Source organism: Saccharothrix sp. NBAS 001 (assembly GCF_056640475.1).
In genome coordinates this window covers 8,768,128-8,793,170 of record NZ_CM153251.1, presented here as the reverse complement: position 1 = coordinate 8,793,170, position 25,043 = coordinate 8,768,128, and the positions used below count along the sequence as shown (strand labels likewise).

Annotated in this window: 26 protein-coding genes; 3 read left to right on the top strand and 23 right to left on the bottom strand. The window is 72.0% G+C overall.

Translation table 11 applies throughout. The features are described 5' to 3' along the window. Window positions 1-7: 7 nt before the first annotated feature. The 11 genes from AC0HI0_RS39285 to AC0HI0_RS39235 form a co-directional block, all read right to left on the bottom strand. Window positions 8-1,078 carry a SagB family peptide dehydrogenase gene (locus tag AC0HI0_RS39285; protein ID WP_480928536.1) on the bottom strand — a complete coding sequence of 357 codons (1,071 nt, stop codon included), beginning with the start codon at window positions 1,076-1,078 and terminating at the stop codon, window positions 8-10. Next, on the bottom strand, window positions 1,059-2,177 hold the full coding sequence (locus AC0HI0_RS39280; protein WP_480928535.1) for an ATP-grasp domain-containing protein: 1,119 nt from the start codon (window positions 2,175-2,177) through the stop codon (window positions 1,059-1,061). The genes AC0HI0_RS39285 and AC0HI0_RS39280 overlap by 20 nt, the downstream gene beginning before the upstream one ends. A 2-nt stretch (window positions 2,178-2,179) precedes the next feature. Further along, window positions 2,180-2,302: a hypothetical protein gene (locus tag AC0HI0_RS39275; protein ID WP_015098199.1), complete on the bottom strand. Its 123-nt coding sequence runs from the start codon at window positions 2,300-2,302 to the stop codon at window positions 2,180-2,182. Window positions 2,303-2,490: 188 nt separating this feature from the next. Next, window positions 2,491-3,816 (bottom strand): NAD(P)/FAD-dependent oxidoreductase, encoded by a 1,326-nt coding sequence (locus AC0HI0_RS39270; RefSeq protein WP_480928534.1) that lies wholly within the window; start codon window positions 3,814-3,816, stop codon window positions 2,491-2,493. Window positions 3,817-3,998: 182 nt separating this feature from the next. After that, window positions 3,999-4,547, bottom strand: coding sequence for a hypothetical protein (locus AC0HI0_RS39265; RefSeq protein ID WP_480928533.1), 549 nt, complete (start codon window positions 4,545-4,547; stop codon window positions 3,999-4,001). Next, window positions 4,544-5,866 (bottom strand): DUF58 domain-containing protein, encoded by a 1,323-nt coding sequence (locus AC0HI0_RS39260; protein ID WP_480928532.1) that lies wholly within the window; start codon window positions 5,864-5,866, stop codon window positions 4,544-4,546. The genes AC0HI0_RS39265 and AC0HI0_RS39260 overlap by 4 nt, the downstream gene beginning before the upstream one ends. Beyond that, window positions 5,863-6,822, bottom strand: a complete 960-nt coding sequence (locus tag AC0HI0_RS39255) for an AAA family ATPase (protein WP_480928531.1) — start codon at window positions 6,820-6,822, stop codon at window positions 5,863-5,865. The genes AC0HI0_RS39260 and AC0HI0_RS39255 overlap by 4 nt, the downstream gene beginning before the upstream one ends. Further along, window positions 6,819-7,304, bottom strand: a complete 486-nt coding sequence (locus tag AC0HI0_RS39250; RefSeq protein WP_480928530.1) for a hypothetical protein — start codon at window positions 7,302-7,304, stop codon at window positions 6,819-6,821. The genes AC0HI0_RS39255 and AC0HI0_RS39250 overlap by 4 nt, the downstream gene beginning before the upstream one ends. Continuing rightward, entirely contained in the window at window positions 7,301-7,984 is a 684-nt protein-coding gene (locus AC0HI0_RS39245) for a DUF4129 domain-containing protein (protein WP_480928529.1), read from the bottom strand. The genes AC0HI0_RS39250 and AC0HI0_RS39245 overlap by 4 nt, the downstream gene beginning before the upstream one ends. Window positions 7,985-8,136: 152 nt before the next feature. After that, complete coding sequence (locus tag AC0HI0_RS39240; protein WP_480928528.1) at window positions 8,137-8,469, bottom strand: hypothetical protein; 333 nt, start codon at window positions 8,467-8,469, stop codon at window positions 8,137-8,139. Window positions 8,470-8,530: 61 nt separating this feature from the next. Further along, window positions 8,531-9,265 (bottom strand): uracil-DNA glycosylase, encoded by a 735-nt coding sequence (locus tag AC0HI0_RS39235; RefSeq protein WP_480928527.1) that lies wholly within the window; start codon window positions 9,263-9,265, stop codon window positions 8,531-8,533. Window positions 9,266-9,295: 30 nt separating this feature from the next. Here AC0HI0_RS39235 and AC0HI0_RS39230 point away from each other — a divergent pair, with 30 nt between their 5' ends. After that, window positions 9,296-10,783 carry a S10 family peptidase gene (locus AC0HI0_RS39230; RefSeq protein WP_480928526.1) on the top strand — a complete coding sequence of 496 codons (1,488 nt, stop codon included), beginning with the start codon at window positions 9,296-9,298 and terminating at the stop codon, window positions 10,781-10,783. Window positions 10,784-10,850: 67 nt separating this feature from the next. Here the strand turns inward: AC0HI0_RS39230 and AC0HI0_RS39225 are convergent, their stop codons facing one another. The 12 genes from AC0HI0_RS39225 to AC0HI0_RS39170 all read right to left on the bottom strand — a co-directional run bounded on the left by AC0HI0_RS39225 (window position 10,851) and on the right by AC0HI0_RS39170 (window position 23,850). After that, a complete protein-coding gene (locus AC0HI0_RS39225; RefSeq protein ID WP_480928525.1) occupies window positions 10,851-11,258 on the bottom strand; it encodes an SEL1-like repeat protein in 408 nt (135 codons plus the stop codon). 30 nt (window positions 11,259-11,288) lie between these two features. After that, window positions 11,289-12,356 (bottom strand): ABC transporter ATP-binding protein, encoded by a 1,068-nt coding sequence (locus tag AC0HI0_RS39220; RefSeq protein WP_480928524.1) that lies wholly within the window; start codon window positions 12,354-12,356, stop codon window positions 11,289-11,291. Then, entirely contained in the window at window positions 12,349-13,329 is a 981-nt protein-coding gene (locus AC0HI0_RS39215) for an ABC transporter ATP-binding protein (protein WP_480928523.1), read from the bottom strand. The genes AC0HI0_RS39220 and AC0HI0_RS39215 overlap by 8 nt, the downstream gene beginning before the upstream one ends. A 9-nt stretch (window positions 13,330-13,338) precedes the next feature. After that, complete coding sequence (locus tag AC0HI0_RS39210; protein WP_480928522.1) at window positions 13,339-14,238, bottom strand: ABC transporter permease; 900 nt, start codon at window positions 14,236-14,238, stop codon at window positions 13,339-13,341. Then, entirely contained in the window at window positions 14,231-15,154 is a 924-nt protein-coding gene (locus tag AC0HI0_RS39205; protein WP_480928521.1) for an ABC transporter permease, read from the bottom strand. Before AC0HI0_RS39205 ends, AC0HI0_RS39210 begins: the two co-directional genes overlap by 8 nt. A gap of 66 nt (window positions 15,155-15,220) precedes the next feature. Then, entirely contained in the window at window positions 15,221-16,846 is a 1,626-nt protein-coding gene (locus AC0HI0_RS39200; protein WP_480928520.1) for a peptide ABC transporter substrate-binding protein, read from the bottom strand. A 167-nt stretch (window positions 16,847-17,013) separates the two neighbouring features. Continuing rightward, entirely contained in the window at window positions 17,014-17,964 is a 951-nt protein-coding gene (locus tag AC0HI0_RS39195; protein WP_480928519.1) for a Ppx/GppA phosphatase family protein, read from the bottom strand. A 644-nt stretch (window positions 17,965-18,608) separates the two neighbouring features. After that, window positions 18,609-19,931 (bottom strand): lytic transglycosylase domain-containing protein, encoded by a 1,323-nt coding sequence (locus AC0HI0_RS39190; protein ID WP_480928518.1) that lies wholly within the window; start codon window positions 19,929-19,931, stop codon window positions 18,609-18,611. Window positions 19,932-20,043: 112 nt separating this feature from the next. After that, window positions 20,044-20,535 (bottom strand): DUF501 domain-containing protein, encoded by a 492-nt coding sequence (locus AC0HI0_RS39185; RefSeq protein ID WP_480928517.1) that lies wholly within the window; start codon window positions 20,533-20,535, stop codon window positions 20,044-20,046. Beyond that, window positions 20,532-21,209, bottom strand: coding sequence for an FtsB family cell division protein (locus AC0HI0_RS39180; RefSeq protein WP_480928516.1), 678 nt, complete (start codon window positions 21,207-21,209; stop codon window positions 20,532-20,534). The genes AC0HI0_RS39185 and AC0HI0_RS39180 overlap by 4 nt, the downstream gene beginning before the upstream one ends. Beyond that, window positions 21,209-22,495, bottom strand: coding sequence for a phosphopyruvate hydratase (eno, locus tag AC0HI0_RS39175; RefSeq protein WP_480928515.1), 1,287 nt, complete (start codon window positions 22,493-22,495; stop codon window positions 21,209-21,211). The genes AC0HI0_RS39180 and eno overlap by 1 nt, the downstream gene beginning before the upstream one ends. Window positions 22,496-22,581: 86 nt before the next feature. After that, window positions 22,582-23,850 (bottom strand): cytochrome P450, encoded by a 1,269-nt coding sequence (locus AC0HI0_RS39170; protein ID WP_480928514.1) that lies wholly within the window; start codon window positions 23,848-23,850, stop codon window positions 22,582-22,584. A gap of 14 nt (window positions 23,851-23,864) precedes the next feature. Between AC0HI0_RS39170 and AC0HI0_RS39165 the strand changes: the two genes are divergently transcribed. After that, entirely contained in the window at window positions 23,865-24,572 is a 708-nt protein-coding gene (locus AC0HI0_RS39165; RefSeq protein ID WP_480928513.1) for an alpha/beta fold hydrolase, read from the top strand. Between the two features lie 63 nt (window positions 24,573-24,635). Further along, the gene (locus AC0HI0_RS39160) at window positions 24,636-25,016 is read left to right on the top strand and encodes a tetratricopeptide repeat protein (RefSeq protein WP_480928512.1); all 381 of its coding nucleotides are present in this window, start codon (window positions 24,636-24,638) and stop codon (window positions 25,014-25,016) included. The last annotated feature ends 27 nt before the right edge of the window (window positions 25,017-25,043 follow it).

Genomic DNA, 25,043 nt, shown 5'->3' with positions numbered 1-25,043 from the left:
ATTGCGCTCATTCAGGTAATGGACCCACGGCGCTCATGCCAAGTACGACTTCGTGATAAGCATCACAGTGCAGTGCCTGTTCTACGAGTTCATCCCGCAATGCTGCGGTGAAGCCGATACCAAAACCCATTGCGGTAGCAACCAGATAAGCGGTTTGCGACAGGTGGCCCACGTCCATTTGCACAACCCGATAAGCCCGTGACGTGTCGTAACGCCACCTGGTCCGTTCGAGGACCGCCGTGTACGCGAGGACCAACGGGGCCTGTCCCACCCACTCCTGGTCACCGGCCGCCTCGGCCATCGCGGCCGGCGACCACACCGCGCCCAGCGGCTCCAGCGCGTGCGCGAGCCCCTCGTAGTGGTGCCACCCGTCGGCGATGCCCGTCACCCCCCGGGTGTGCGCGTAGATCTCCACCGGGTGCCGGCCGCCGCCGGACGGGCTGGTCTTGAACACCGTGCCGGTCCGCCCGATCCGGGGACGGGCGGGCGACGGCGCGGCGAGCACGCCCAGTAGTTCACCCACTCGGCCCAGCCCGATCGGGCCGCCGCCGAACTCCCGGGTGGTGCGCCGGGACAGCAGCACGTCCAGCAGGCCGCTGGCCGCCCAGTCCGGTTCCCGGGGCAGCGGCGGCAGCGGCACGGCGGACCCGCCGAACGTGCGGAACGGCGCGGGCGGCGGCTCCAGGGTCAGCTTCACGTCCAGGATCGCGTCGTGCTCGTCCGAACCCTGGTACGGCGCGTCGGCCAGGGTGCGGCTGGCGAAGTGGAAGTGCCGCGCGGACGCGCCCCACGGCCCCCAGCCGGCCAGCATCCGGCGCTCCGCGTCGTGCTGGGGCGAGCCCTCCACCAGCAGCACGCCCGCGTCCACGAGTTCGTCGAGCACCTTGCGCAGCGCGGCCTGGTCGGCCTCGCCGAGCGGGCCGAGCAGCACGTCGACGTCGGTGAACTCGGTGAACTTGCGGCACAGCAGCTCGGCCGTCTCGCTGATCGCGAACTGGCGGTGGTGCAGGTAGTCGTCCCACACCACAGCGCCGTCCTGGTAGAACAACGCCGCGTGCTCAGCGACCTTTACCCGCACTCAGCAGCTCCTCGAAACGCGCCGCGACCCACTCGTGCACGGCGTCGGACACCCGTTCGTCCTCGGCGCGGTGTTCGAACCAACGCCAATCGCAGTTGACGTTGACCTCCAGGAACACGTGGTCACCGCCCGCGACGAGCAGGTCGAAAGCCGCGACCTGCAACCGCCAGTGCCGGGCTAAGGCGAGCAGGCGCTCGGCGAGCCTCGGCGGCGTGTCCACCGGGGTCACCCGGACGGCCTCCGGATCGACCCACAACTGGGCCGGATCCAGCTTGTCGACCTGGAACGAGAGGGTGCGCTCCCCCACCACGAACACCCGGAGCTCGGTGTCGGCGGGAACGTACTCCTGGACGATCACCGGTGCGGACTCCGGCACGTCGCCGTAGCGACTGGTCTCCAGGGGACGGGGGAACAGGCCGTGCTGCGTACCGGGGCGCGGCTCCAGCAGGTGCCGGCCGGTGGTCTTGACGATGCACCGCGCGCCACCGGGCCGGGTCCGGCCGGGGCGGGTGGTGACGGTGGTGCGCGGGACCCGCAGCCCGAACGCGGCCGCGTCCGAGAGCTGGGTGAGCCGGTCGAGGTGGGCGGTGCTGCGGGCCGGGTTGACGTGCGCCCAGTCGCCCCGGGTGGTCAGCCAGTTCGCCACCGCGCCCCACTGGTCCACGGCGTAGGCGCCGGCCAGGGTGCCCGGCTCGACCTGGAGCGCGGAGAGTTCGAAGTGCCTGCGCCACACCAGCAGCGGGCGCAGCAGCCAGCGGTCCAGTTCCAGCAGGGGCGCGTCGGTGTAGACGGTCAGCGGCAGGTCGACGCAGCGGTCGGCGTCGATGCGGGCCATCCGGATGCCGCGTTCGGCCAGCGCGATGGAGAGCGCGTTCATCTCCATGTCGGTGGCGCGGGCGAGCACCAGCACGCAGGGCACGGGGCCGCCGTCACCCTCGTCGACCATCCCGAGGCGGTGCACCTGCTCCTGGAAGTCCAGGTTCTTGGCCGGGGACCGGAAGATGTAGTCCTGACCTTGCAGCAGCAGTGGGGTGGGCTTGACGGGCTTGGCGGCCTCGGGTGGGGGAACCGACTCGTTCCCCCACCCGGAAGCGGGCATGCTCAGTCGTCTTTCTTGCTGCGAAAAACCTTTCCGGCGGTGGCGTACTCGGCGGCGTACTCCGCCAGGGCACGGTCCTCGATCTCACCGCGGCGAAGCTGTGCGGCCAGCTCCTCAAGCGACATCGCGGTCACCTCTCTCCCCACTGGCGCATCACACTTTTGGTGGCGCGCCAGTCGTAGTCTCGGGTTCACGTTACGCAATGTCAAGGTCACGCGCTGCCCATTACGCTATTTGGGGGCTCAAGTTACGGCCCTAAGCCAGACGGGTGCTTGCCCACCGCGACCGAACAGCGCAGCGGGCAAGCCGCTGATCAGCTCTTCGTGGCCCGGTCGAACTCCGCCTTCGGCTCGTGGATCTGCCCGAGCGCGACCACCTCGCGGCCCGAGAACAGGGCCTGCGTCCAGTCCACGAACACCCGGAACTTGCGGTTCACCGTGGGCATGAACATCACGTGGTAGCTGCGGTGCATGAACCAGGCCACGACCCCCTTGAAGCGCAGGCCGAACACGTCGCCGACGCCCTTGTACAGGCCCAGGCCCGCGACCGAGCCGACGTACTTGTGGAAGTACTCCTTCGGCTGCTTGCCGCGCAGGGTGGCGATGATGTTCTTGGCCAGCAGCTTCGACTGGCGGATGGCGTGCTGCGCGTTGGGCACGCAGGTCGCCGTCGGGTCCTCCTCGGTGCGCGAGAGGTCCGGCACGGCCGAGCAGTCGCCCGCCGCCCACACCCCGGGCAGGCCCTGGACCTGCATCGCGGCCGTGCAGCGGACCCGGCCGCGCTCGTCGAGCGGGAGGTCGGTGTTGCGCAGCATCGGGTTGGCCTTCATGCCGGCCGTCCAGATGATGGTCTCCGAGTCGAACTCGGTGCCGTCGTCGAGGACGACGTGGCCGCCCTCCAGCGACTTGACCCGGGTGTCCAGGTAGCAGGTGATGCCGCGCTTCTCCAGCTGCTCGACGGTGTACACGCCGAGCTTCGCGCTCACCTCGGGCATGATCCGCCCGGCCGCCTCGACCAGCACCCAGTGCATGTCGTCGGGCTTGAGGCCCTCGTAGTAGCGCAGCGCGTAGCGGGCCATGTCCTCCAGCTCCGCCAGCGTCTCGATGCCCGCGAAGCCGCCGCCGATGACCACGAAGCTGAGCAGCCGCTTGCGCATCTCCGGGTCGTTCGTGCTGGCCGCCTGGTCGAGCCGCGACAGCACGTGGTTGCGCAGGTAGATGGCCTCGCCGATGGTCTTCATGCCGATGCCGACCTCGGGCAGGCCGGGGATCGGCAGGGTGCGCGAGATCGCGCCCAGGGCCGAGACGAGCACGTCGTACTCGATCTCCTCGACGTGGCCGTCGGCGAGTTCGACGGTGACCGCCTTGCGCGCGTGCTCGATCTTCGTGGCGCGCCCGGTGACGATGTGGCAGCGCTTGAGGACCTTGCGCAGCGGCACCACCACGTGGCGCGGCTCGATCGAACCGGCCGCCGCCTCGGGGAGGAACGGCTGGTAGGTCATGTGGGGCTGTGGGTCGATGACCGTGACCGACGCCTCACCGGAACGCAGCTTCTTCTGCAATCCCAGCGCGGTGTACATGCCGACGTACCCACCGCCGACAATCACGATCCGTGTGGGTTGCGACTTCACAGCAGCCATACGCCTATGGTCGCACCGGAGGGCCGTTTCCGACGCGTCCGCGAGCCCCGTTGTGACCACGGTCGCCGGGTGATGCGGAACACCCAGCGCTCTGACCAGCCACGGCACCGCCCAGGTGGGTGAACGTGCTGAGAGGAACGATCCAGACACTCAGCTTTCCCTGAGCTTTCCCGGCCCGTTCCTCAGCTCCGCCGGCGCAGCAGCGCGACCGCCCCGGCCACCAGCCCGACCGCGCACACCACCCCGATCACCTCGACGACCTCGTCCGTCCGGCCGCCCGGCAACAGGCCCACGAGCGCGGCCAACAAGAGCACCCCGGCCTGCACCAGCACGAATCGGAGCGCTGCCGGGCGTAGTGCCTTGGGGTGAATGCGCGCCCGGACGGGTATGAGCGCCGCGTAAGCGCTCAGCACGTGCAACAGGTGCACGAGAGCGACCAGGACGAGTACGCCCGGCCGCACCGGAGCGCCTCCGACCACCACTATCGCCACCGCCGGATAGGCCACGACGAGCATGACGGCGGCCGACGCGGGAATCGCGGCGGTCACCCCGGCCAATCCGAGGTACAACACCAATGGAGCAATCATCACTCCTTCGGCGTAAAGAACGCCGGCGACGGCCAAAGCCACCACGCCGATCGCCGCCCGCAACACCCAGCCGGGCACGCCGGTGTCCAGCCGGACGACCTCCGGCTCCTCGAACTCCGCCCCGACCGGCGCTCCCGCCGTCATCGCCGCCTCCCCGGCCGGGCCGCTTCGCGCAGCGCGCCGGAGATGGCCGCCGCCCGCGCGTCCCAGGTCACCACGGGCACGCCGTGCCGCCGCATCGCCTCCAGCCGCACCTCGTGCTCCAGTTCCAGCACCTTCAGCGTCGCCGCGCCCCACTCGGTCTCCCGGTCCGGGCGCAGCCCGTCGGGCAGCACGTCCACCGCCAGCACCACGTTGCCGCGCCGCGCGGCGTGCACCGTCAGCTCGACCACCTCGGCGTCGAGGAACGGCGAGAGCACCACGACCAGCGCGCCGTGCGGCACCTGCTCCGGCCGCAGCACGGGCTTCTGCGCCCACCCGGCCGACCGCGCGCACACCACGAGCTGGTTGCGCAGCCGCAGCAGCTGCCGCCGGCCCGCGCCCGCCCGCACGCCGAGCTGCGGCCGGCCCAGGTCCACCAGCCCGACCCGGTCGCCCTGCCGCAGGTACCCGGCGGCCAGCGAGGCCGCCGCGCGCACCGCCAGGTCGAGGCTGCCGCCGGGCCGGGTGGTCACGCCCTTCGCGCCCACCGACCACTCGCCCAGGTCCGGCTCGACGTCGAGCCGGGTGTCCAGGGCGAGCACCACGTCCGCGTCGGCCTCCGCGTGGTGCTCGCGGACGTGCAGGGTGCCCGCCCGCAGCGAGACCCGCCAGTCGATCCGGCGCAGCCGGTCGCCCGGCTGGAACGCCCGGATGTCGCGCAGCTCCACCGAATCGCCGGGCCGCAGCGCCCGGTGCGCGCCGACCAGGCCGCGCGCCCGCGCGGGCAGCAGCCCGGCGGGCAGCTGGTGCACCGGGGGCAGCAGCACCCGCCCGCGCTCCGGCGCGGTGACCGGTCCGTGCGCGAACAGCCCGTCCGGCCCGGCCACCAGGTGGTCCGGCCGCAGGTCGACGCCCTCGCCCCAGGCGTTGCGGCGCAGCACGACCTCGATCGAGGTGGCCGTCGCGGGCAGCAGGTGCACCGGGCCCAGGCCCGTGCCGCCGGAGGGCAGCCGGATCGCCAGCACCTCGGCGCCCTCGCCCGGGTCGACGTCCACCACGGACTTGGCCGCGCCGACCTCGCCGGTGCGGGCCAGGCCGCGCACCCGCACGTCCGGCCGGCCGCCGACCCCGGCGACCAGCGCGATCAACGTCGACAGCAGCAGCGGCGCGCCGAACAGCACCAGCTCGACCCGGTGGAACAGCCCGCCGAACACGACCAGGCCCACGCCCAGCGCGGCCCCGCGCACCAGGGCGTCGGTCGGGTGCCAGTGCGCGCCCCGCCCGCCGGTCAGCCCCTCCCGGATGCGCTGCGCCCGGTTCATGAGCGGGTGGTGGCGGGGCCGGGCACGCGGTCGAGCAGCTCGGTCACGACCTCCACCCCCGTGGTGCCCGACGTCCAGGTCTCCGGGCGCAGCGTCAGCCGGTGCGCCAGCGCCGGGATCGCGCACTCCTTGACGTCCTCGGGCAGCACGAAGTCCCGGCCGTCCAGCACCGCCAGCGCGCGGCCGACCAGCACCAGCGCCTGCGCGCCGCGCGGCGACGCGCCGACCTCGACGGCCTGGTGGGCGCGGGTCGCGGCGGCCAGGTCCACGCAGTAGCGCAGGACGTCGTCGTCCACCGCGACCTGCTCCACGCCCTGCTGGAGGGCGAGCAGCCGCTCGGTGTCGAGCACCGGCTCGACGGTCGCCTCCTCCTGCCGGCGGGCCAGCCGCCGGCGCAGCACCTCGACCTCCTCCTCGGCGGGCGGGTAGCCGACGTCGAGCCGCAGCAGGAAGCGGTCCAGCTGGGCCTCGGGCAGCGGGTAGGTGCCCTCGTACTCGACCGGGTTGGCGGTGGCCAGCACGTGGAACGGCCGGGGCAGCGGGAACGTCCGGCCCTCGACCGTGACCTGCCGCTCCTGCATGGCCTCCAGCAGCGCGGACTGGGTCTTGGGCGGCGTCCGGTTGATCTCGTCGGCCAGCAGCAGGCCGGTGAACACCGGCCCGGCCCGGAACGCGAACTCGCGGTCGCCGGGGTTGTAGATGAACGAGCCGGTCACGTCCGCCGGCAGCAGGTCGGGCGTGCACTGCAGGCGCTTGAAGTCCAGCCTCAGCGCCTGCGCCAGCGAGCGCGCCATGAGGGTCTTGCCCAGGCCCGGCACGTCCTCCAGCAGCACGTGCCCGCCGGCCAGGATCGCGGCCAGGGCCAGCCGCACCGAGCGGTGCCGGCCGACGACGACGGCGCCGACCGCGTCCAGGACGGCCTTGCCCTCGGCTCCGATGTGGGATGCAGTCGTCACAGGTTCTCCAACAGCCGGGTGAGCGTGCGGTGGTCGGGCAGGGTGGCGCCCGGATCGGTGACCAGGCGGTGCAGGTCGGGGTCGAGCAGGGCGGCGGCGCGCGGGTCGGCGAGGTCGGGCACGCCGTGCCGCTGCCGCAGCCGGGCCTCCACCAACCGGCGCAGCCGGGGCTGGATCCGCACGGCGAACCGGTCCTGGTCCGCGGCGGCCTCCGCCAGCCGGCTCGCCAGGTTGCTCGCCTGCACGGAGCCGGCGGTGGAGAAGTGCGCGGGCGGCGGGGCCCACACCACGTCGGTGGCCCTGGGCAGCCGGGCCACCAGCACGGCCAGCGCCAGCGCGGGCACCGCGACCAGCACCGCCCAGTGCACCGGGGCGCCGGCCCGGACGAGGGTGAACGCGGTGGCCGCGCCGACGACCACGCCGACCGTGATCGCGCCGCCCAGGCCCAGCAGCGGGACCATCTCCCGCTTCTCCTCGCTCATTCCGGGCTCGTCGCGGGGCTCGTCGCGGGGTCGCCCAGGTCGCGCACGATCCGCTCCAGGGCGTCCTCGGCGGTGCGGGCGTCGGCGTCGGTGACCTCGGCGGTGCCGAACCGGGCGCGCTGGTAGGCCGAGCGCAGCGCGCCGGCCGCGGCCTCGTCGACCCGGTGCCGGACCAGCAGCGCGCCGGTGAACTCGGTGGGCGTCTCGTGCGGCCGGCGGGCCGCGCCGCTGTCCGCGGCGGCCTGCTCCAGCCGCACCCAGGACAGCACCACCGCGTCGCGCGGCGGCCCGCCGGTGCGGGTGCGCAGTTCGCGCAGCGCGTCACGCGCGCCGCGGACCAGGACGTCGGGTGCCGATTCGGCCCCCGAATCGGCGGCCTCGACCGCGCCGCCGACGCCCCGCCGGCGGCGTCTGGGCAGCCGCAGCGTGGCCAGCAGGCCGACGACCACCACCAAGGCGGCCACGACCAGCACCAGGAACACGGCGACCAGCGAGCCGCCGGCTTCGGACGGGCCGATGTCGTCGAGGCCGGTCGGGCGCGGCGAGGGCACCAGCGTGGGCACGGCCTCGTCGGCGGCGCGGGTGTCCTCGTACGGGACGGGCGAGGTCCCGTTGGCGGCGATCGCGACCACGACGAGCGCCGAGCCCACCAGGAGCGCGAGCACGAGCCGGGGTTTCATGACGGCATGATGCCCGCCACACCGGCCCGAAGCGCGCGTATTTGACCAAGGGTTGAGGTTGGGGCGTGTTCAAGCGGGACTCGCCGGGCCCGGAAGCCGACCGTTCAGCCGTGCGCCGGCCGCCTTCCGGGCGAAAACCCGCAAAAACGGGGTCAGGAGAAGACGACCGACCGGAACAGCAGCCGCGTGGACGCCTTACCGCCCGGCCTGAGGCTGTAGTAGGCACCCGTGCACTCGCTGTCCTTGAACAGCGTCACGGTCGCGTTGGTCTTGTTGCGCGGGCGGTAGGCGTAGGCGTCGGAGATGTCCTCGACCACCGGGATCTCGATGCACTCCCGACTCTCCGGGTTGGACAGCTCCGCCTCGCCCAGCGTGTGGCCGGCGAACCCGTACTCGTACTCCAGGTCGCCCGTGGCGGCGAACGCGGTGGAGGGTGCGGCGAGCGACAGGACGGCGGCGGCGATGACGACGGCGCGGAAGCGCATGATCACTCCAATGCGTCAGGGGACGCACCCACCTTGGAAGCGGTCACCGGACCCCGCACGATCACTCATCCGTTAGTGCGCCAAGTCCACCTCGGAGGGTGATGCCGGCGGTGCCGGCCGCCCGGCGCAGCACGTCCTGGAGCATGTCCGGGGTCAGCCGCCGGGTGTAGGTGTTGTGCGGCGAGACGTGGTAGCTGCCGAAGACGGTCAGCGGCGGCCCGTCGTCCAGCGCGGCGAGTTCGACCGACACGCCGTGGCCGAACTTCGGCGCGGGCTTCGGCACCGTCCACACCGCGGCCAGCACGGGCAGCAGCGCCTGCCAGCCGAACCCGCCCAGCACGACCACCGCGCGCAGCGTCGGCCGCAGCAGCTCCAGCTCCTCCACCAGCCACGGGCGGCAGTTGTCGCGCTCCTCGGCGGTCGGCTTGTTCGCGGGCGGCGCGCACTTCACCGGGGCCGTGATCCGGGTGCCGTACAGCTCCAGCCCGTCGCCCGCGCGCACCGACGTGGGCTGGGAGGCCAGGCCCACCGCGTGCAGCGCGGCGTACAGGAAGTCGCCGGAGGGGTCGCCGGTGAACATCCGGCCGGTCCGGTTCGCGCCGTGCGCGGCCGGGGCCAGGCCGACCAGCGCCAGCCGGGCGTCGGCCGGGCCGAAGCCCGGCACCGGGCGGCCCCAGTAGGTCTGGCCGGCGTACGCGGCCCGCTTGACCAGCGCCGCCTCCTCCCGCCAGGCGACCAGGCGGGGACACGCCCGGCAGGTCGCCACCCGCCGGTCCAGGTCGGAAAGAGAACGCACGGACCCCTGCCCCAAACGTAGAGTTCGACCATGACCGACAAGGACACCGGGGACGAGCAGACCCCAGCGGACAAGGCCGCCGACGGCAAGGACACCCCTTCCGACGACCTGGTCACCACCCAGCACAGCATCACCGTCAAGCGGCGCAAGCTGAACTACACCACGACCACCGGTCGGGTGGTGCTGCGCAGGGAGGTGCTCACCGACGGGAAGTTCGACGGGCACGTGGCCAAGGCCGAGGTCTTCCTCACCTCCTACACCCTCGACGGCGCGGAGCCCGGCAAGCGCCCGGTGACCTTCGCGTTCAACGGCGGGCCCGGCTCGTCCAGCGTGTGGCTGCACCTCGGGCTGCTCGGCCCGCGCCGGGTGGTGTCCGGCGACGTGGGCGAGCTGGCGCCGCCGCCGTACGACCTGGTGGACAACCCGGAGACCCTGCTGGCGCACAGCGACCTGGTGTTCATCGACCCGGTGTCCACCGGGTTCTCCCGCGCGGTGAAGGGCGAGAAGCCCGGCGAGTTCCACGGGTTCCAGGGCGACGTCGAGTCCGTCGGCGAGGTGATCCGGCTGTGGACCTCGCGCAACGGCCGCTGGATGTCGCCGAAGTTCCTGGCCGGCGAGTCCTACGGCACCACCCGCGCGGCGGCGCTGGCCGAGCACCTCCAGGTGCGCTACGGCATGTACCTCAACGGGCTGATGCTGATCTCGTCCGTGCTGGACTTCGCCACCTTGGACTTCAACGAGGGCAACGACCTGCCGTACGCGCTGTTCCTGCCCACGTACGCGGCCATCGCGCACTACCACGGCCTGCACGGCGACCGGTCGCTGTCGGACGTGCTGGCCGAGGCGGAGGACTTCGCGTCCCGGGACTACCCGTGGGCGCTGGCCCGCGGCCACCGGCTGTCCGAGGAGGAGCGCGCGTCGGCGGTGGCCCGGTACGCGGCGCTGACCGGCCTGTCCGAGGACTACGTGGACCGGGTGAACCTGCGGGTGGAGCACGTGCGGTTCTTCACCGAACTGCTGCGCTCCCAGCGCCGGGTGGTGGGGCGGCTGGACTCCCGGTTCACCGGGGCGGACGTCGACTACGGGCGCGAGATGTTCAGCGAGGACGCGTCGTTCTCGGCGATCATGGGCCCGTACACGGCGGCGCTGAACCACTACCTGCGGGCAGACCTCGGGTACGAGAACGACCTGCCGTACGAGATCCTCTCGCGGACCGTGCACCCGTGGTCGTTCAAGGAGTTCGAGGGTTCGCACGTGACGGTGGCGAACAAGCTGGCGGCGGCGATGCGCGCCAACCCGGACCTCAAGGTGCACGTCGCCTACGGCCACTACGACGGCGCGACGCCGTACTACGCGGCCGAGCACGTGTTCGCGCACTTGAACATCCCGACCGAGCTGCACGAGAACATCGAGTCGGCCTACTACCCGGCCGGGCACATGATGTACGTCCACGAGCCGTCGCGGGTGCAGCAGTCCAAGGACCTCGCGGCGTTCGTGCAGTCCGCCTCGAACCGTTAAGGCGCAAGGAGTTCCCGACGTCGGGGCGGCTCGCTACGGGCGAGCCGCCCCGGCGTCTCGGGACCGGTCAGCCGGTGAGGCGGTCGAGGGCGGCGAGGTTGTCCCGCGCGTGCGCGTCGCCCAGGTCGGCCGCCGCCTGGTACCAGCGCTTGGCCAGGGTGATGTCGCCGAGGAAGTCGTAGACGTCGCCCAGCACGGCCATCGCGTCCGCCTGGCCCGCGTCCGCGGCCCGTTGCAGCCACGGCAGGGCGGCGTCCTCGTCCTTCCAGACGTGCCACAGGAACGAGCCGAACTCGGCGACGCCCCGCACGTGGCCGGCCGCGGCGGCCCGGCTGAGCCAGCCGCCGACCTCGTCCTGGAGTTCGTCCTCGTCGTCCTCGCCGGTCAGGTCCTCCTCCAGCAGCAGGGCCAGTTCGACCATCGATTCGACATCCCCGCCCTCGGCGGCGGCGCGGAGCGCGGTGGGGTCGGTCATCGGGTGTCCTCTCCTGTGTCCGCCGTCGGGTCAGGGTACGACGGATCGTTGTTCGGCGAAGTGGCACGCGCTCAGGTGGCCACCCCGGTCGACCAGCTCGGGTTCCTGTTCGGCGCACAGGTCCTGCGCCTTCCAGCACCGCGTCCGGAACCGGCAGCCCGAGGGCGGGTTGATCGGCGACGGCACGTCACCGGTCAGCCGGATCACGTCCCGCTGCCCGCGCAGCGCCGGGTCGGCGACCGGCACGGCGGACAGCAGCGCCTGGGTGTACGGGTGGGTGGGGTTGCGGTAGATCTCGTCCTCGGTGCCGATCTCGACGATCTTGCCGAGGTACATCACCGCCACCCGGTCGGACAGGTGCCGCACCACGGACAGGTCGTGCGCGATGAACACGTAGGCCAGCCCGAACTCGGTCTGCAACTCCCGCAACAGGTTCATCACCTGCGCCTGGATCGACACGTCCAGCGCCGACACCGGCTCGTCGCACACGATCACCTTGGGCCGCAACGCCAGCGCCCGCGCGATCCCGACCCGCTGCCGCTGCCCGCCGGAGAACTGGTGCGGGTAGCGGTTGATGTGCTCCGGGTTCAGGCCCACCACGTCGAGCAGGTCGCGGACCTTCGCCGCGCGCGAGCCCTTCGGCGCGACCTCCGGGTGGATCTCGAACGGCTCGCCGACGATGTCGCCGACCGTCATGCGCGGGTTCAGCGACGTGTACGGGTCCTGCAACACGATCTGCACGTCCCGCCGCAACGCGCGCAAAGCGTTGCCGCGCATGGCGAACATCGACTGGCCCTCGAAGTACGCCGCGCCCGACGTCGGCGGTTCGAGCAGCATCAGCACCTGGGCGAGCGTGGACTTGCCGCAGCCGGACTCGCCCACCACGCCGAGCGTCTCGCCGGCCGACAGCGTGAACGAGACGCCGTCCACCGCCCGCACCTGGCCGATGGTCCGCCGGAACAGCACGCCCCGGGTCACCGGGAAGTGCTTGACCAGGTCGCGCACCTCCAGCAGCGCCGACGGGTCCGGCGGTGCCAGGTCCGACGGGTGGCCGCCGCCGGCCGCCGCGCCGGGGTCCGGTTTGGTCCGGTCAGCCATTGAGCACCTCCGCCGCGAAGTGGCACGCGCTGGTCCGGCCCAGGCCCAGCCGCTCCTGGGCCGGGACCTCCACCGTGCACACGTTCCGGGCGCGCGGGCAGCGCGGGTGGAACGGGCACCCCGGCGGGATCCGCAGCAGGCTCGGCGGCAGGCCCTTGATGGTGTCCAGCACCGTGCCCTTGGAATCCAGGCGCGGCAACGACTTCATCAACGCCTCCGTGTACGGGTGGCCGGGCGAGCGGAACAGCGACAGCGCGTCGGCCTGCTCCACGATCCGCCCGGCGTACATCACCACGATCCGGTCGGCCACCTCCGCGACCACGCCCAGGTCGTGCGTGATCAGGACCAGGCCCATGTGCCGCTCGCGCTGGATCTCCGCCAGCAGGTCCATGATCTGGGCCTGCACCGTGACGTCCAGCGCGGTGGTCGGCTCGTCCGCGATCAGCACCTCGGGGTCCAGCGCCAGCGACATCGCGATCATCGCGCGCTGCCGCATCCCGCCGGAGAACTGGTGCGGGTACTCCCGCACCCGCTGCTTCGCGTGCGGGATGCGCACCAGGTCGAGCAGTTCGACCGCCCGCGCCCGCGCCTCGGAGCGGCTCATCCCGCGCCGCAGGCGCAGCTGCTCCTCGATCTGGAACCCGACGCTGAACACCGGGTTCAGCGCGGACAGGGCGTCCTGGAAGATCATCGCGACACCCTCGCCGCGCACCTCCCGACGCCGTTCCGCGTTCGCGGTCAGCAACTCCTCGCCGTGGAACCGCACCGAGCCGCGCGTGACGAACGCCGGCGGCGTGTCCAGGATGCCCATGACCGCCTGCGCCGTCACGCTCTTGCCCGAGCCGGACTCCCCCAGTACCGCGAGGGTCTCCCCGGCGTCGACGTGGTAGCCCACGCCGTTGAGGACCCGCGCCACCCCGTCCCGGGTGCGGAACTCCACGTGCAGGTCCTCGACCTCCAACAAGGCCGTCACCAAGTCCTCCTACCGCAGTTTCGGGTCGAGGGCTTCGCGCACCGCGTCACCCAGCATCACGAACGCGAGCACGGTGGCGGTCAGGAAACCCGCCGGGAACAGCAGGGCGTGCGGTGCGACCCGCAGGTAGTCCTTGGCGCTGTTGATCATCACGCCCCACGACACCACCGGCTGCCGCAAGCCGATGCCCAGGTACGACAAGGTCGCCTCGGCCCCGATGAACGCGCCGAGCGCGATCGTCGAGTACACCAGCACCGGCGCGACGCAGTTGGGCAGCATGTGCTTGGTGATGATCCGGCGCGGCGAGGCCCCCAGCGCCCGCGCGGCCTTCACGTAGTCCTGCTGCTTGGCCGCGATCGCCGTGGACCGCATGATCCGCATCGACACCGGCCACGACAGCACCGCGATCGACAGCACCACCTGCGCCACGATCCGCACCGGACCGGCGTCGCCGCCCGCGTTCAACGTCGTCAGGATCACGATCGCGCCCAGCACGAACGGCACCCCGACGAAGATGTCCGCGATCCGCGACACCACCGCGTCCAGCCACTTGCCGTAGAACCCGGCCAGGATGCCGACCGCGGAACCCACCAGCACCACACCCACCGTGGCCAGCACACCGACCACAATGGACGCGCGCGCGCCGTAGATGACCCGCGTGTAGATGTCGTAGCCCTGGTTGTCGTAGCCGAACCACGCGTCGGCGGACGGCGTCTGCCGGCTGCGCGACAGCACCGCCGCCGCCGGGTCGCCCGAGGTGAACAGCCCCGGGAACAACGCCATCAGCACCACGAGCAGGATGATCGACACCGACACCCAGAACACCACCCGGGAGCGCAGCGCGTGCCACGCGTCCCCGAACAGCCCGCGCGGTTTGTCCAGCGCCAGCACCGTGATTTGCTCAGTCATAGCGGATCCTCGGGTCGAGCACGGCGTAGAGCAGGTCCACCAGCAGCGTCATCAGCAGGTAGACCAGCACCAGGACGGTGACCACGCCGGTCACCATCGCGCCGTCCTTGGTCAGGATCGAGCGGAACACCAGCCCGCCCACGCCGGGCACGTTGAAGATGCCCTCGGTCACGATCGCGCCGCCCAGGAACGCACCGAGGTCCGTGCCCAGGAAGGTGATCACCGGGATCAGCGAGTTGCGCAGCATGTGCACACCCACCACCCGCTTCTGCGGCAACCCCTTGGCCAACGCCGTGCGCACGTAGTCCGCGCGCCGGTTCTCCGCGATGCTGGCGCGGGAGAGCCTTGCCACGTAAGCCATCGACAGCGACGCCAGGACGAAGCCCGGCACGATCAGGTTGCCCCACGTCGGGGACGTCACGGTCGGCGAGATCAGGCCGAGTTGGAGGCCGAACACCAGCTGCACCACGTACCCGGTGACGAACACCGGGATGGAGATCAGGAACAGCGTCGACACCAGCACCAGGCTGTCCAGGAAACCCCGGTTGCGCAGCCCGCTCACCACCCCGGCGGTGATCCCGATGACCGCTTCGATCAGCAGCGCCACCAGCGCCAGCCGCAGCGTCACCGGGAAGGTGGCGGCGATCCGCGCGCCCACCTCCAGGCCCGCCGAGGTCTGGCCGAAGTCGCCGCGCACCAGGTTCCCCAGGTACTTGAGGTACTGGAGCCACAGCGGGTCGTCGAGGTTGAACTTCGCCCGCATCGCCGAGACGTAGGCCGCCGGGCAGTCCCGTTCGCCGCACTTGCCCTCGAACGGGTCGCCGGGCACCGCCCACACCAACGCGTAGATCAGGAACGTGGTCCCGATGAACACCGGGACCATCTGGAGGAGTCTGCGCAGCACATAAAAACCCATGTCACGCTCTTTCAGCGGCGGAGAGCCGGCCCGCGGTCCAGCGGGCCGGCCCTGGAAACCGGAGTGCTAGGCGACTTCCACCGAGTCGAGGTCCAACTTGCGGAACGGGTGCAGGTTGGCCACCTTGAGCCGGTTCGACTTGCCGGCGATGGTCTTCTGCGTCCACAGCGGGATCGACGGCATGTCCTCGGCGAGCATCTTCTCCGCCTCCAGGTACAGCCGGATGGCCTCGTCCTCGCTGGGCGCCTTGTCCGCCTCGGCGAGCTTCGCGTCGAACTTCGGGTTCGAGTAGAGCCCGTCGTTGGACGAGGCGCCGGTGCGGAACAGCGGCGTCAGCCAGTTCTCGATCGACGGGTAGTCCGCGATCCAGCCCGACCGGTACATGCCGGTCATCTCGTGCGCGTTCACCTTCTGCCGGAACTCGCCGAAGCTGGTCGTCGGCGCGAACCGCGCCTCCACCCCCAGGGTGCTCTTGATGCCGTTCGCGACCGCCTCGGCCCACTCCTGGTGCCCGCCGTCGGTGTTGGACAGCAGGACGATCTCCCCGGTGTAGCCCGACTTCGCGAACTCCTCCTTGGCCTTCTGCGGGTTGTACTTGCAGTACTCGCCGCACTGGCCGGGCTTGTAGCCCTTCATCAGCGGGTGCACCCAGCCGTCGGCCGGCTTGCGGGTGCCCTCGAAGATCCGCTGGGTGATCTCCTCGCGGTTGATCGACATGGAGATCGCGCGCCGCAGCGCCGCGTTGTCGTAGGGCTTGGTGTAGAAGGGGAACGCGATCGTCTGGTTGTTCAAGGTCTCCCGCGTGACGACCCGGTCCCCCAGGTCCGACTCGTACTTCTGGCCCGCCAGGGCGTTGGGCGGCAGTTCCTCCATGAAGTCCAGGTTGTTCGCCACCAGGTCGGCGTAGGCCGACTCGCGGCTCTGGTAGACCTTCAGCGTGAGGTCCTTGAACTTCGGCTTGTCGTCGCCCTGGTAGTCGTCGTTGCGGGTCAGCTTGATCTCGGTGCCGACCGTGCGCGAGACGTACTTGAACGGGCCGTTGCCGATCGGGTTGGCCTCGAACGCCTTCTGGTCCTTGAAGAACGCCTCCGGCAGCGGCGCGAACACCTCGTAGCCGATGGTCACCGGGAACACCGCGAACGGCTCGGACAGCGTGATGGTGAACGTGGTGTCGTCCACGACCTTCAGGCCGGACAGCTTCTCCGCCTTGGGCGCGGGGGGCTTCTCCGGGCCGTCCGGACCGTCCGGGTCCTTCGGGTTGACGTCCTGGTAGCCCTCGATCTGGGAGAAGAAGCTCGCGCCCTGCGTGGCGTTGGGACCGTAGGCGGTCCAGTTCCACGCGTCCACGAAGCTCTTGGAGGTCACCGCGGTGCCGTCGTGGAACTTCCACCCCGACTTGATCTTCACGGTGAACAGCTTCGAGTCCTTGGTCTCGATCTTCTCCGCCATCGCGTTGACCGGCTGGGCGTCCTCGTTGCGGTACTCCACCAGCCCGGTGAACAGCGCGTCGAGCACGCGGCTGCCGCCGACCTCGGTGGTGTTGCCGGGCACCAGCGGGTTCTCGGGCTCGGTGTTGAAGATGCTGATCCCGGCGTCGGTGTTGGACCCTCCGGCCGGCGTCTCCGGGGTCCCGCAGCCGGTCGCGATCAGTGCCACCGCGACAGCCACCGGAACTATACGTGCACGTGACATGCGTCCTCCCACCTGTTCGGGGGTAACCGAGCAGAGTCGACCGCTCTCGCAGCGTGTCAGAGGACGCTAATCGGACAGTGGTGCACGCCACATGGGTGACGCGGTTACAACCCAGTCACGAACAATGCCAGTTGACATTCCAGTGAAGTAGGAAGATCCACTCGCAATCAGGCTAGCGAGAACGCGATCCCGTCGAGGATGTCGTGCTCACTGGCCACCAACCCGGTGATGCCCCGGGTCGCCAGGTGCTCGGCCAGGGTCCGCACCACGAGGGCCCCGCCGTTGATCACGTCCACCCGGCCGGGGTGCATCGGGCCGAGCGCGGCCCGCTCGTCGTGACTCATCGTGAGCAGCCGCCCGGTGATCTCCCGGATCTCGTCGAGCGACAGCCGCGCCAGGTGGATCTCGTCGGAGTCGTAGGCGGGCAGCTCCTTGGCCAGCGCCACCAGCGTGGTGACCGTGCCGGCCACGCCGATCCAGGTCTTGGCCTCGGCGGTCGGCACGGCGGCGAACGCCTCGCCCAGCACCTCGGTGGCCACCGCGACCGCGCGCTCCACCTGCGCCTCGGTCGGCGGGTCGTCGCGCAGGCAGCGCTCGGTCAGCCGCACGCAGCCGATGTCCACCGACCGCGCGGCGGCCACGTCCGCCCGCACGCCGTCCCAGGAGCCCAGGACCAGCTCCGTGGACCCACCGCCCACGTCGGACACCAGGAACGGGCCCTCGGCGGCGTCCAGGTCCGCGACAGCGCCCGTGAAGGACAGCCGGGCCTCCTCGTCGCCGGTGATCACCTCGGCCTCGACGCCGAGCACGGCGCGGGTCATGTCGAAGAACTCGTCCCGGTTGCGGGCGTCGCGGGTGGCGGAGGTGGCGACCATCCGGACCCGCTCGGTTCCCTTGCGGCGCAGGATGTTCGTGTAGTCGACGAGCGCCGACCGGGTCCGCTCCAACGCCTCGGCACCCAGCACACCGGTCGCGTCGACCCCGGCACCGAGCCGGACGACCCGCATCTCGCGGTGCACGTCCCGCAGCCACCGCGACCCGTCGTCGGACACCGTCACGTCGGCCACCAGCAGCCGGATCGAGTTCGTCCCGCAGTCGACAGCGGCCACCCGGCCCATGGCACCCCTCCGTTCCACCGACGGCCCGACGCCGCCGCGACAGAAGTTACGCCGCCCCCACCACCGCGCCGCCCGAAGGTCCACCCGGCGCTGTCCGGCCAGGTCGCCGATGCCGGACAACCCGAACACCCACCGGACAACGAACTCGGCCCGCCCAGCCGCCCAGCCGCCCAGCCGCCCAGCCGCCCAGCCGCCCAGCCGCCCAGCCGCCCAGCCGCCCAGCCGCCCAGCCGCCCAGCCGCCCAGCCGCCCAGCCGCCCAGCCGCCCAGCCGCCCAGCCGCCCAGCCGCCCAGCCGCCGGAGCGTGTGGCCGCGAGGCGGCGTGAGTCAAGAGCTAGATCGTGTGGCGAGGGCGTGGGGGCATTCGGGCCATATATGCAGTGCGGTGCGGGCGCTCGTTGGGGTGCGGGCGGCACGTGCGTGCGCGCACCGCGGTGAGCGGCCAGTCGTGCGGCCCAGTCGTGCGGCCCAGTCGTGCCGCCCGGTCGTGCGGCGAGGTCGTGCCGAAGGCGTGCGGTGGAGGCGACGGGCGGGCCTAGTCGTGCGGGTGCGCGGCGTGCGGTGCGGTGTGCGGGCGCGTACCCCCGAACGTGCGACGGCCCCGCGCACCGGGTGGTGGCGGGGCCGTCGGGACGATCCGGGAACTACGCGGGCTTCATCGACGACGTCGGGTGCGGGACGTAGCCGGCCGCCGAGCCCGACGTGCCGCTGTCGGCCGGCGGGGCGGAGGCCGTCGTGGTCGTGGTCGTCGTCGTGCACGTCGGCGGGACCGACGTGGACGTCGGCGTCGGGGTCGTCGTCGTGGTCGGTGCCGGGGTGTCGCACGTCGTCGTCGTGGTCGTCGTGGTGGTCGACGTCGTCGTGGTGGTGGTCGTCGTGGTCGGCTTGCTCGACGTCGGCGGCGTCCACGTGATCGTCGTCTGCGTCGTCGTGGACGTCGGGGTCGTCGTGGTGGTCGTCGTCGGGTTCGTCGGCTGGACCGGCGGCGTGGTGGTGCCGGTGCCGTCGTCCGGCGGGTTCGTGCCGCCCGACCAGTCGTCCTCCGGCGGCAGGAAGTCGTCGTCCGAGCCGGGCAGGCTGGGCAGCGGGCTCACGCCGTCGGCGTACGCGTCGGCCCAGAACAGGACCGTCCGCACGTACTCCTCGGAGTGGTTGTAGCGGAACACCGCCTTGGCCCGGCCCTCCGAGGTGCCCAGGTCGCCGCCGTCCGCGCACAGGTAGTTGCCCGCGCCCACGGTGGCGTCGTAGACGTTGTTCGGGTTCGCCTCGCCGTCGTTGTTGCCGTCCGCGGCGTACCCGGCCCACGTGGAGGGGATGAACTGCATCGGGCCGACCGCCCGGTCCCACGTCTTGTCGTAGTCGAACCGGCCGCCGTCGGTGTCCCGGATCGCGGCCATGCCGGGCCCGCCGTTGAGCACCGGGCCGAGGATCGGGTTGACCGTGTTGCCCCGGCCGTCCACCCGGCCGCCGCGCGCGTGGCCGGACTCGATCCGCCCGATGCCGGCCAGCAGCGACCAGTGCAGGTTGCAGCTCGGCTTGGTGGTGGCCAGCCGGTCGGCGGCCTTCATGTACGCGTCCAGCATCACGCCGGGGATGCCGAGCTGGCCCGCGACGAGTTCCGGGTCCGCGCCGTCGAACGGGAGGTCGTCACCGAACGAGGACGGGTCGTCGGCGTCGGCGAGCAGCGCGGCGCTCAGCTCGTCCGCCTCGGGCAGCTTGCCGTTCACGCCCAGCGCGCCGGACTCCTGCAACCGCATGGTGCCGAGCACGTCGCCCGCGCCGGGCGGCATCGCCTCGATGCCGGAGTGGCCGGACACGTTCACCCAGTCGAGGCCGCCCGCCGAGTGCAGGAGGGTGGGCGCGAGCATCGCGCAGGTGGCCGTGGCCGCCAGCCCCCATTGGCGCGGCGTCAGGGTCGGCCGTCGTGTTGCCTTCCGCTTGCGTCCCCGTCGCTTCGGCACAGCCACGAACTCCACTCCTCGGCGAATCCCGCTTCGGCCCCCGGACCCAGACTGCCTGATCCGATCAGCCGTGTCACGGCCGCGCGTCGTTTCTCTGTCCAAAGAACTGCCCGTACGGTCAGTTTTTCACCTTTGACGCGCAGTCACCGCTGGGCCACCACTGCGCCAGCTGCTCCAGAGCTTCGTCCCCGAACGGGTTCACCCCCGGCCCGACGGCCAGCGAGTGCGCCACGTGGACGTGAAGGCACTTCACCCGGTCCGGCATGCCGCCCGCGGTGACGGTCGTGCCCAGCGGTTCGATCGCGTCCCGCTCAGCCAAGTACGACTCGTGGGCCGAGCGGTAGCGTTGTGCCAACTGTTCATCCGTCGCCAGTCGATCGGTCATCTCCTTCATCAGACCGGCACCTTCCAGCCGGCTGACGTACGAGTTGAGCCGCGAGCAGGTCAGGTAGTACAGGGTCGGGAACGGCGTGCCGTCCTCCAGCCGAGGACTGGTCTGCACGACCGCCGGGTGCCCGCTCGGGCAGCGCGCCGCCACCTCCCGCATGCCGCGCGGGGCGCGTCCCAGCTGCTCGGCGACGACCGCCCTGTCCTCTTCGCTGACCGTCATCGCGCCGCCACCGAATCCCACAACTGCTCGTACCAGGCCCTGTCCGCCGCCGGCGCGGTGGCCGGCCGCTCGTCTTCGGGTTTGCGCTGCGCGTCACCGGGGAGCTGGACGATGTAAGGCGTCTCGCCGGGCCGCACGTAGTGCAGCCGCCGGCGCGCCTCCGCCTCCAGGTGCCCGGGATCGGCCAGTTCCCTCTTGCGCTGCTCCAACTGCCCGACCTCGGCGCGCAGCGTCTCCTGCGAGGCGGTCACGCCGCGCAGCTCCTCGCGCTGGGCCAGGTAGGTCCGCAGCGGCACGGCGATGCTCAGCGCCAGCGCGCACACCACCATCGCCAGCAGGGCCGCCCGCCGGGTGCCCGTCATGCCGAACGCGCCGCCGGTGCCCTCGCGCGACCGCGCCCGGGACTGGGGTCGCGCGGCCCGCGCCGCCCGTGCCGCCTGGGTGGCCCGCGCCTGCTCGGCCAGCCGCGCCGAACGCGCCGACCGCGCGCCCCGGCGCGACTCGCCCAGGCCGAACCGGACCTTGCCGCCGCCGCTGGTGCTCGCGGCCCGCGCGCCGGACCCGGTCGCGCGCTCCGGCTCGGACCGGGTGGACCGGGCCGAGCGGGAGCGGTCCGGGCGGGCTCCCGACGCGGCCTTGCCGCCGCGCCGGGAGCCCCGTTCCCGATCCGCCATCAGCTTTCCGGCGTGTACCGCGGGAAGGCCAGGTCGCCCGCGAAGCGCGCCGCGTCGCCCAGGGCCTCCTCGATCCGCAGGAGCTGGTTGTACTTCGCGGTGCGCTCGCCGCGCGCGGGCGCGCCGGTCTTGATCTGGCCCGCGCCGGTCGCCACCGCCAGGTCGGCGATGGTGGTGTCCTCGGTCTCGCCGGACCGGTGCGACATCATCGACTTGTAGCCGTACGAGGTGGCCAGCGCGACCGCGTCCAGCGTCTCGGACAGCGTGCCGATCTGGTTGACCTTCACCAGCAGCGCGTTCGCCGCGCGGCGGGAGATGCCCTCCTCCAGCCGCTCCGGGTTGGTCACGAACAGGTCGTCGCCGACGATCTGCACCTTCTCGCCCAGCTCGGCGGTCAGCTGCACCCAGCCGTCCCAGTCGTCCTCGGACAGCGGGTCCTCGATGGACACCAGCGGGTAGTCCCGGACCAGCTCGGCGTAGTAGCCGGTCATCTGCTCGGCGCTGCGCTTCTGCTTCTCGAACGTGTACGCGCCGTCGCCGTGGAACTCGGTGGCGGCCACGTCCAGCGCCAGCGCGACCTGCCGGCCCGGCTGGTAGCCGGCCTTCTCGATCGCCTGCAGGATCAGGTCCAGCGCGTCGCGGTTGCTCGACAGCGCGGGCGCGAACCCGCCCTCGTCGCCCAGGCCGGTGCTCAGGCCCTTGGACTTCAGCACGGACTTGAGCGAGTGGTAGACCTCCGCGCCCCAGCGCAGCGCCTCGCGGAAGGACTCCGCGCCGATCGGCGCGATCATGAACTCCTGGATGTCCACCTCGGTGTCGGCGTGCGCGCCACCGTTGAGGATGTTCAGCATCGGCACCGGCAGCACGTGCGCGTTCGGGCCGCCGACGTACCGGAACAGCTCCAGGCCGGAAGACGCCGCCGCCGCCTTCGCCACGGCCAGCGACACGCCGAGGATGGCGTTCGCGCCCAGGCGGGACTTGTCCGGCGTGCCGTCCAGGTCGACCAGCTTCTGGTCGACCACCCGCTGCTCGACGGCTTCGATGCCGACCAGCTCGGGGCCGATCTCGTCGAGCACGGCGGTGACCGCCCGCTCGACACCCTTGCCCAGGTAGCGCTTGGCGTCGCCGTCGCGGAGTTCGACCGCCTCGTGCTCACCCGTCGACGCGCCGGACGGAACGGCGGCGCGCTCCAGCGTGCCGTCGTCCAACGCCACCTCTACCTCGACGGTGGGGTTGCCTCGCGAGTCCAGGATCTCGCGGGCGCCGACCTGCTCGATGACCGCCACGTGACGCTCCCTAGTCAGACCATCTCTGTATCGGTGACGAGCCTAGTTGGTGCCGCCCCCGGGGGCGCTCGACCCCGTTGCCGAAGTCACCGGAACAGGGCTCCCGGGGGCCTCCCGGTCCGGGCGAGCCGGACCGGGAGGTGCTTCACGCCGTTCTGGAAGTTGGAGCGCAGCCGGACCGGCGGGCCGGCGGGGACGAGCCTGCCGGGCAGGTCGAGGACGGCGGTGAACAGGGCGCGCAGTTGGACGCGGGCCAGGTGGGCGCCCAGGCAGAAGTGCGGGCCGTGGCCGAACGACAGGTGCTCGACCCGGGGCCTGGTGACGTCGAAGCGGTCCGGGTCGGGGAAGGCGCGTTCGTCGCGGTTGGCCGAGGTGAACCAGACCACGACCTTGTCGCCGCGCGCGATCGGGACGCCGGACAGCTCCGCGTCGGTCGTGGCGGTGCGGCGGAAGTGCATGACCGGGGTCCACCAGCGCAGCATCTCCTCGACCGCGCGGGGCAGGGCCGTGCGGTCCTGTTCGAGGTGTTCGTACTGGTCGGGGTGCTGCATGAGGGCGATCAGGCCGCCGGGGATGCCGTTGCGCAGGGTCTCGTTGCCCGCCACCGAGAACAGCCAGAACAGGGTTTCGAACTCCTCCACGGCCACGTCGTGGCGCATCAGGTTGCTCATCACGTCGTCGCCCGGCTCGCGGCGCTTCAACTCCCCCAACGCGTGCGCGTAGGCGTAGAGGTCGGGCATACCGCCGCGCGCCCGCGGGTCGGGCTGTGGGTCAGGGCGCAGTTCCAGCGCGCGTAAGGCCATCTCGCTCATGCCCGTGGTGTCGCTGGCGCTGTGCGCGTAGTCGTCGTCCTGGTAGCCGATGACGCGGTTGCTCCAGTCGAACATCAACGCCCGGTCGCTCCTCGGCACGCCGAACACCTCGGCCAGGGTGAGCAGCGGCAGGTCCGCGACGACCTTCGCGAAGTCGACCGGTTCGCCGTCGGCGAGCGGTGTGACGAGGTCGCGCGCCCACTGCCCGATCTTGGTCTCCAGGTCGGCCACGGCACGCGGGGTGAACGCCTTGGTGAGCAGGCCGCGCAGCCGCGTGTGGTCGGGCGGGTCGGTGTTCAGCACCATCCGGCGCACGTAGTCGAGGTCGCCCGGCGTGGCCGGGTCGCGCAGCTGGGTGCCGCCGAGCCAGGACGAGAACACCTTGGGCGTGCGCAGCACGGTCCGCACGTCGGCGTGCCGGAAGACGCCCACCGCGCCGCCCGCCCGCACCACGCCCACGTCCCGCAACCGGGTGAGTGCGTGGTGCGGCACGCCCCGGGTGTACGTGTCCGGGTCGACGATGATCTCGGCATCACTGGACATGGGAGGATTCTGACGTGGTTCACGTGGAGCGCGGTGGCGACGGGCCGCTCCTGGTCCTCCTGCACGGCCTGGGCGCGACCGGCGAGGTCTGGCGGGGCGTGGCGGCGCGGTGGCCGGGGTCGTGGCTGGCGGTGGACCTGCCGGGGCACGGCCGGTCGTCGGCGCTGGACCGCTACTCGTTCGGCTCGTTCGCGGCGGCGGTGGCGAACGTCGTGCCGGCCGGCCCGGTCGCGGTGCTCGGGCACTCGCTGGGCGGGGTGGTGGCGCTGACGCTGGCCAGCGGCTGGTTCGGGGTGGACGTCCGGGCGGTCGCGGGCCTGGGCGTGAAGGTGCGCTGGTCGGCGGACGACCTGGCGCGGGCCGCCGCGCTGGCGGCCAAGCCCGCGCGGCTCTACCCGACCTCGCAGGAGGCCGGGGCGTGGGCGGCGAAGCTGGCCGGTGTGCCGTTGGCGCACGGCGTGGTGCAGACGCAGGCGGGCTGGCGCGCGGCTCTCGACCCGGCCGCGTTCGGGGTGGGCGCGCCGGACGTCGCCGGGCTGCTGGCCGCCGCGAAGGCACCGGTCCTGCTGGCCGCCGGCGCGCGGGACGCCCTGTGCCCGCCGGCCGACCTGCTGGACGCGCAGCCGGGTGGAATGGTGCTGGCCGGGGTCGGGCACAACGCCCATGTGGAGCAACCCGAGTCGATCACGCCGGTGCTGGAGCGGCTGTCCGCCGGGTGGTGAGCTTCCCGTCATCCGGTCGGCTGCTGAACAACGGCCGGTCGCGCAGGTAGCGTTGATCGGACCATGACCGACAGCACCTTCGAGGCGTTCCGCCGGGCCGAGGCGCTGCTCGCGGAACGCCGTCCGCTGGAGGCGCTGCGCGAGCTGCGGGTCGTGCTCGAAGCAGCCGGGGACCAGCCGAGCGTCCAGCTGCTGGCGGGTCGCGCCTACCTGGGTTCGGCGCAGCTCCAGCGCGCCGAGGAGGCGTTCCGCAAGGTCCTGGAACTCGACCCGAGCGACTACTACGCCCGCTTCGCCCTGGGCCGCACCCTGCAACGGCAGAACCGGTTGCCGGAGGCGCTGGCCCAGCTGCGGATGGCGGCGGCGATGAACCCGACGCCGGAGTACCAGGAGGCGCTGGGCGAGGTGAGCGCCCGGCTGGCCGTGGAACGCGACCGGCCGTAGCGCGACGGGCCCGGCGGACGACAGGTC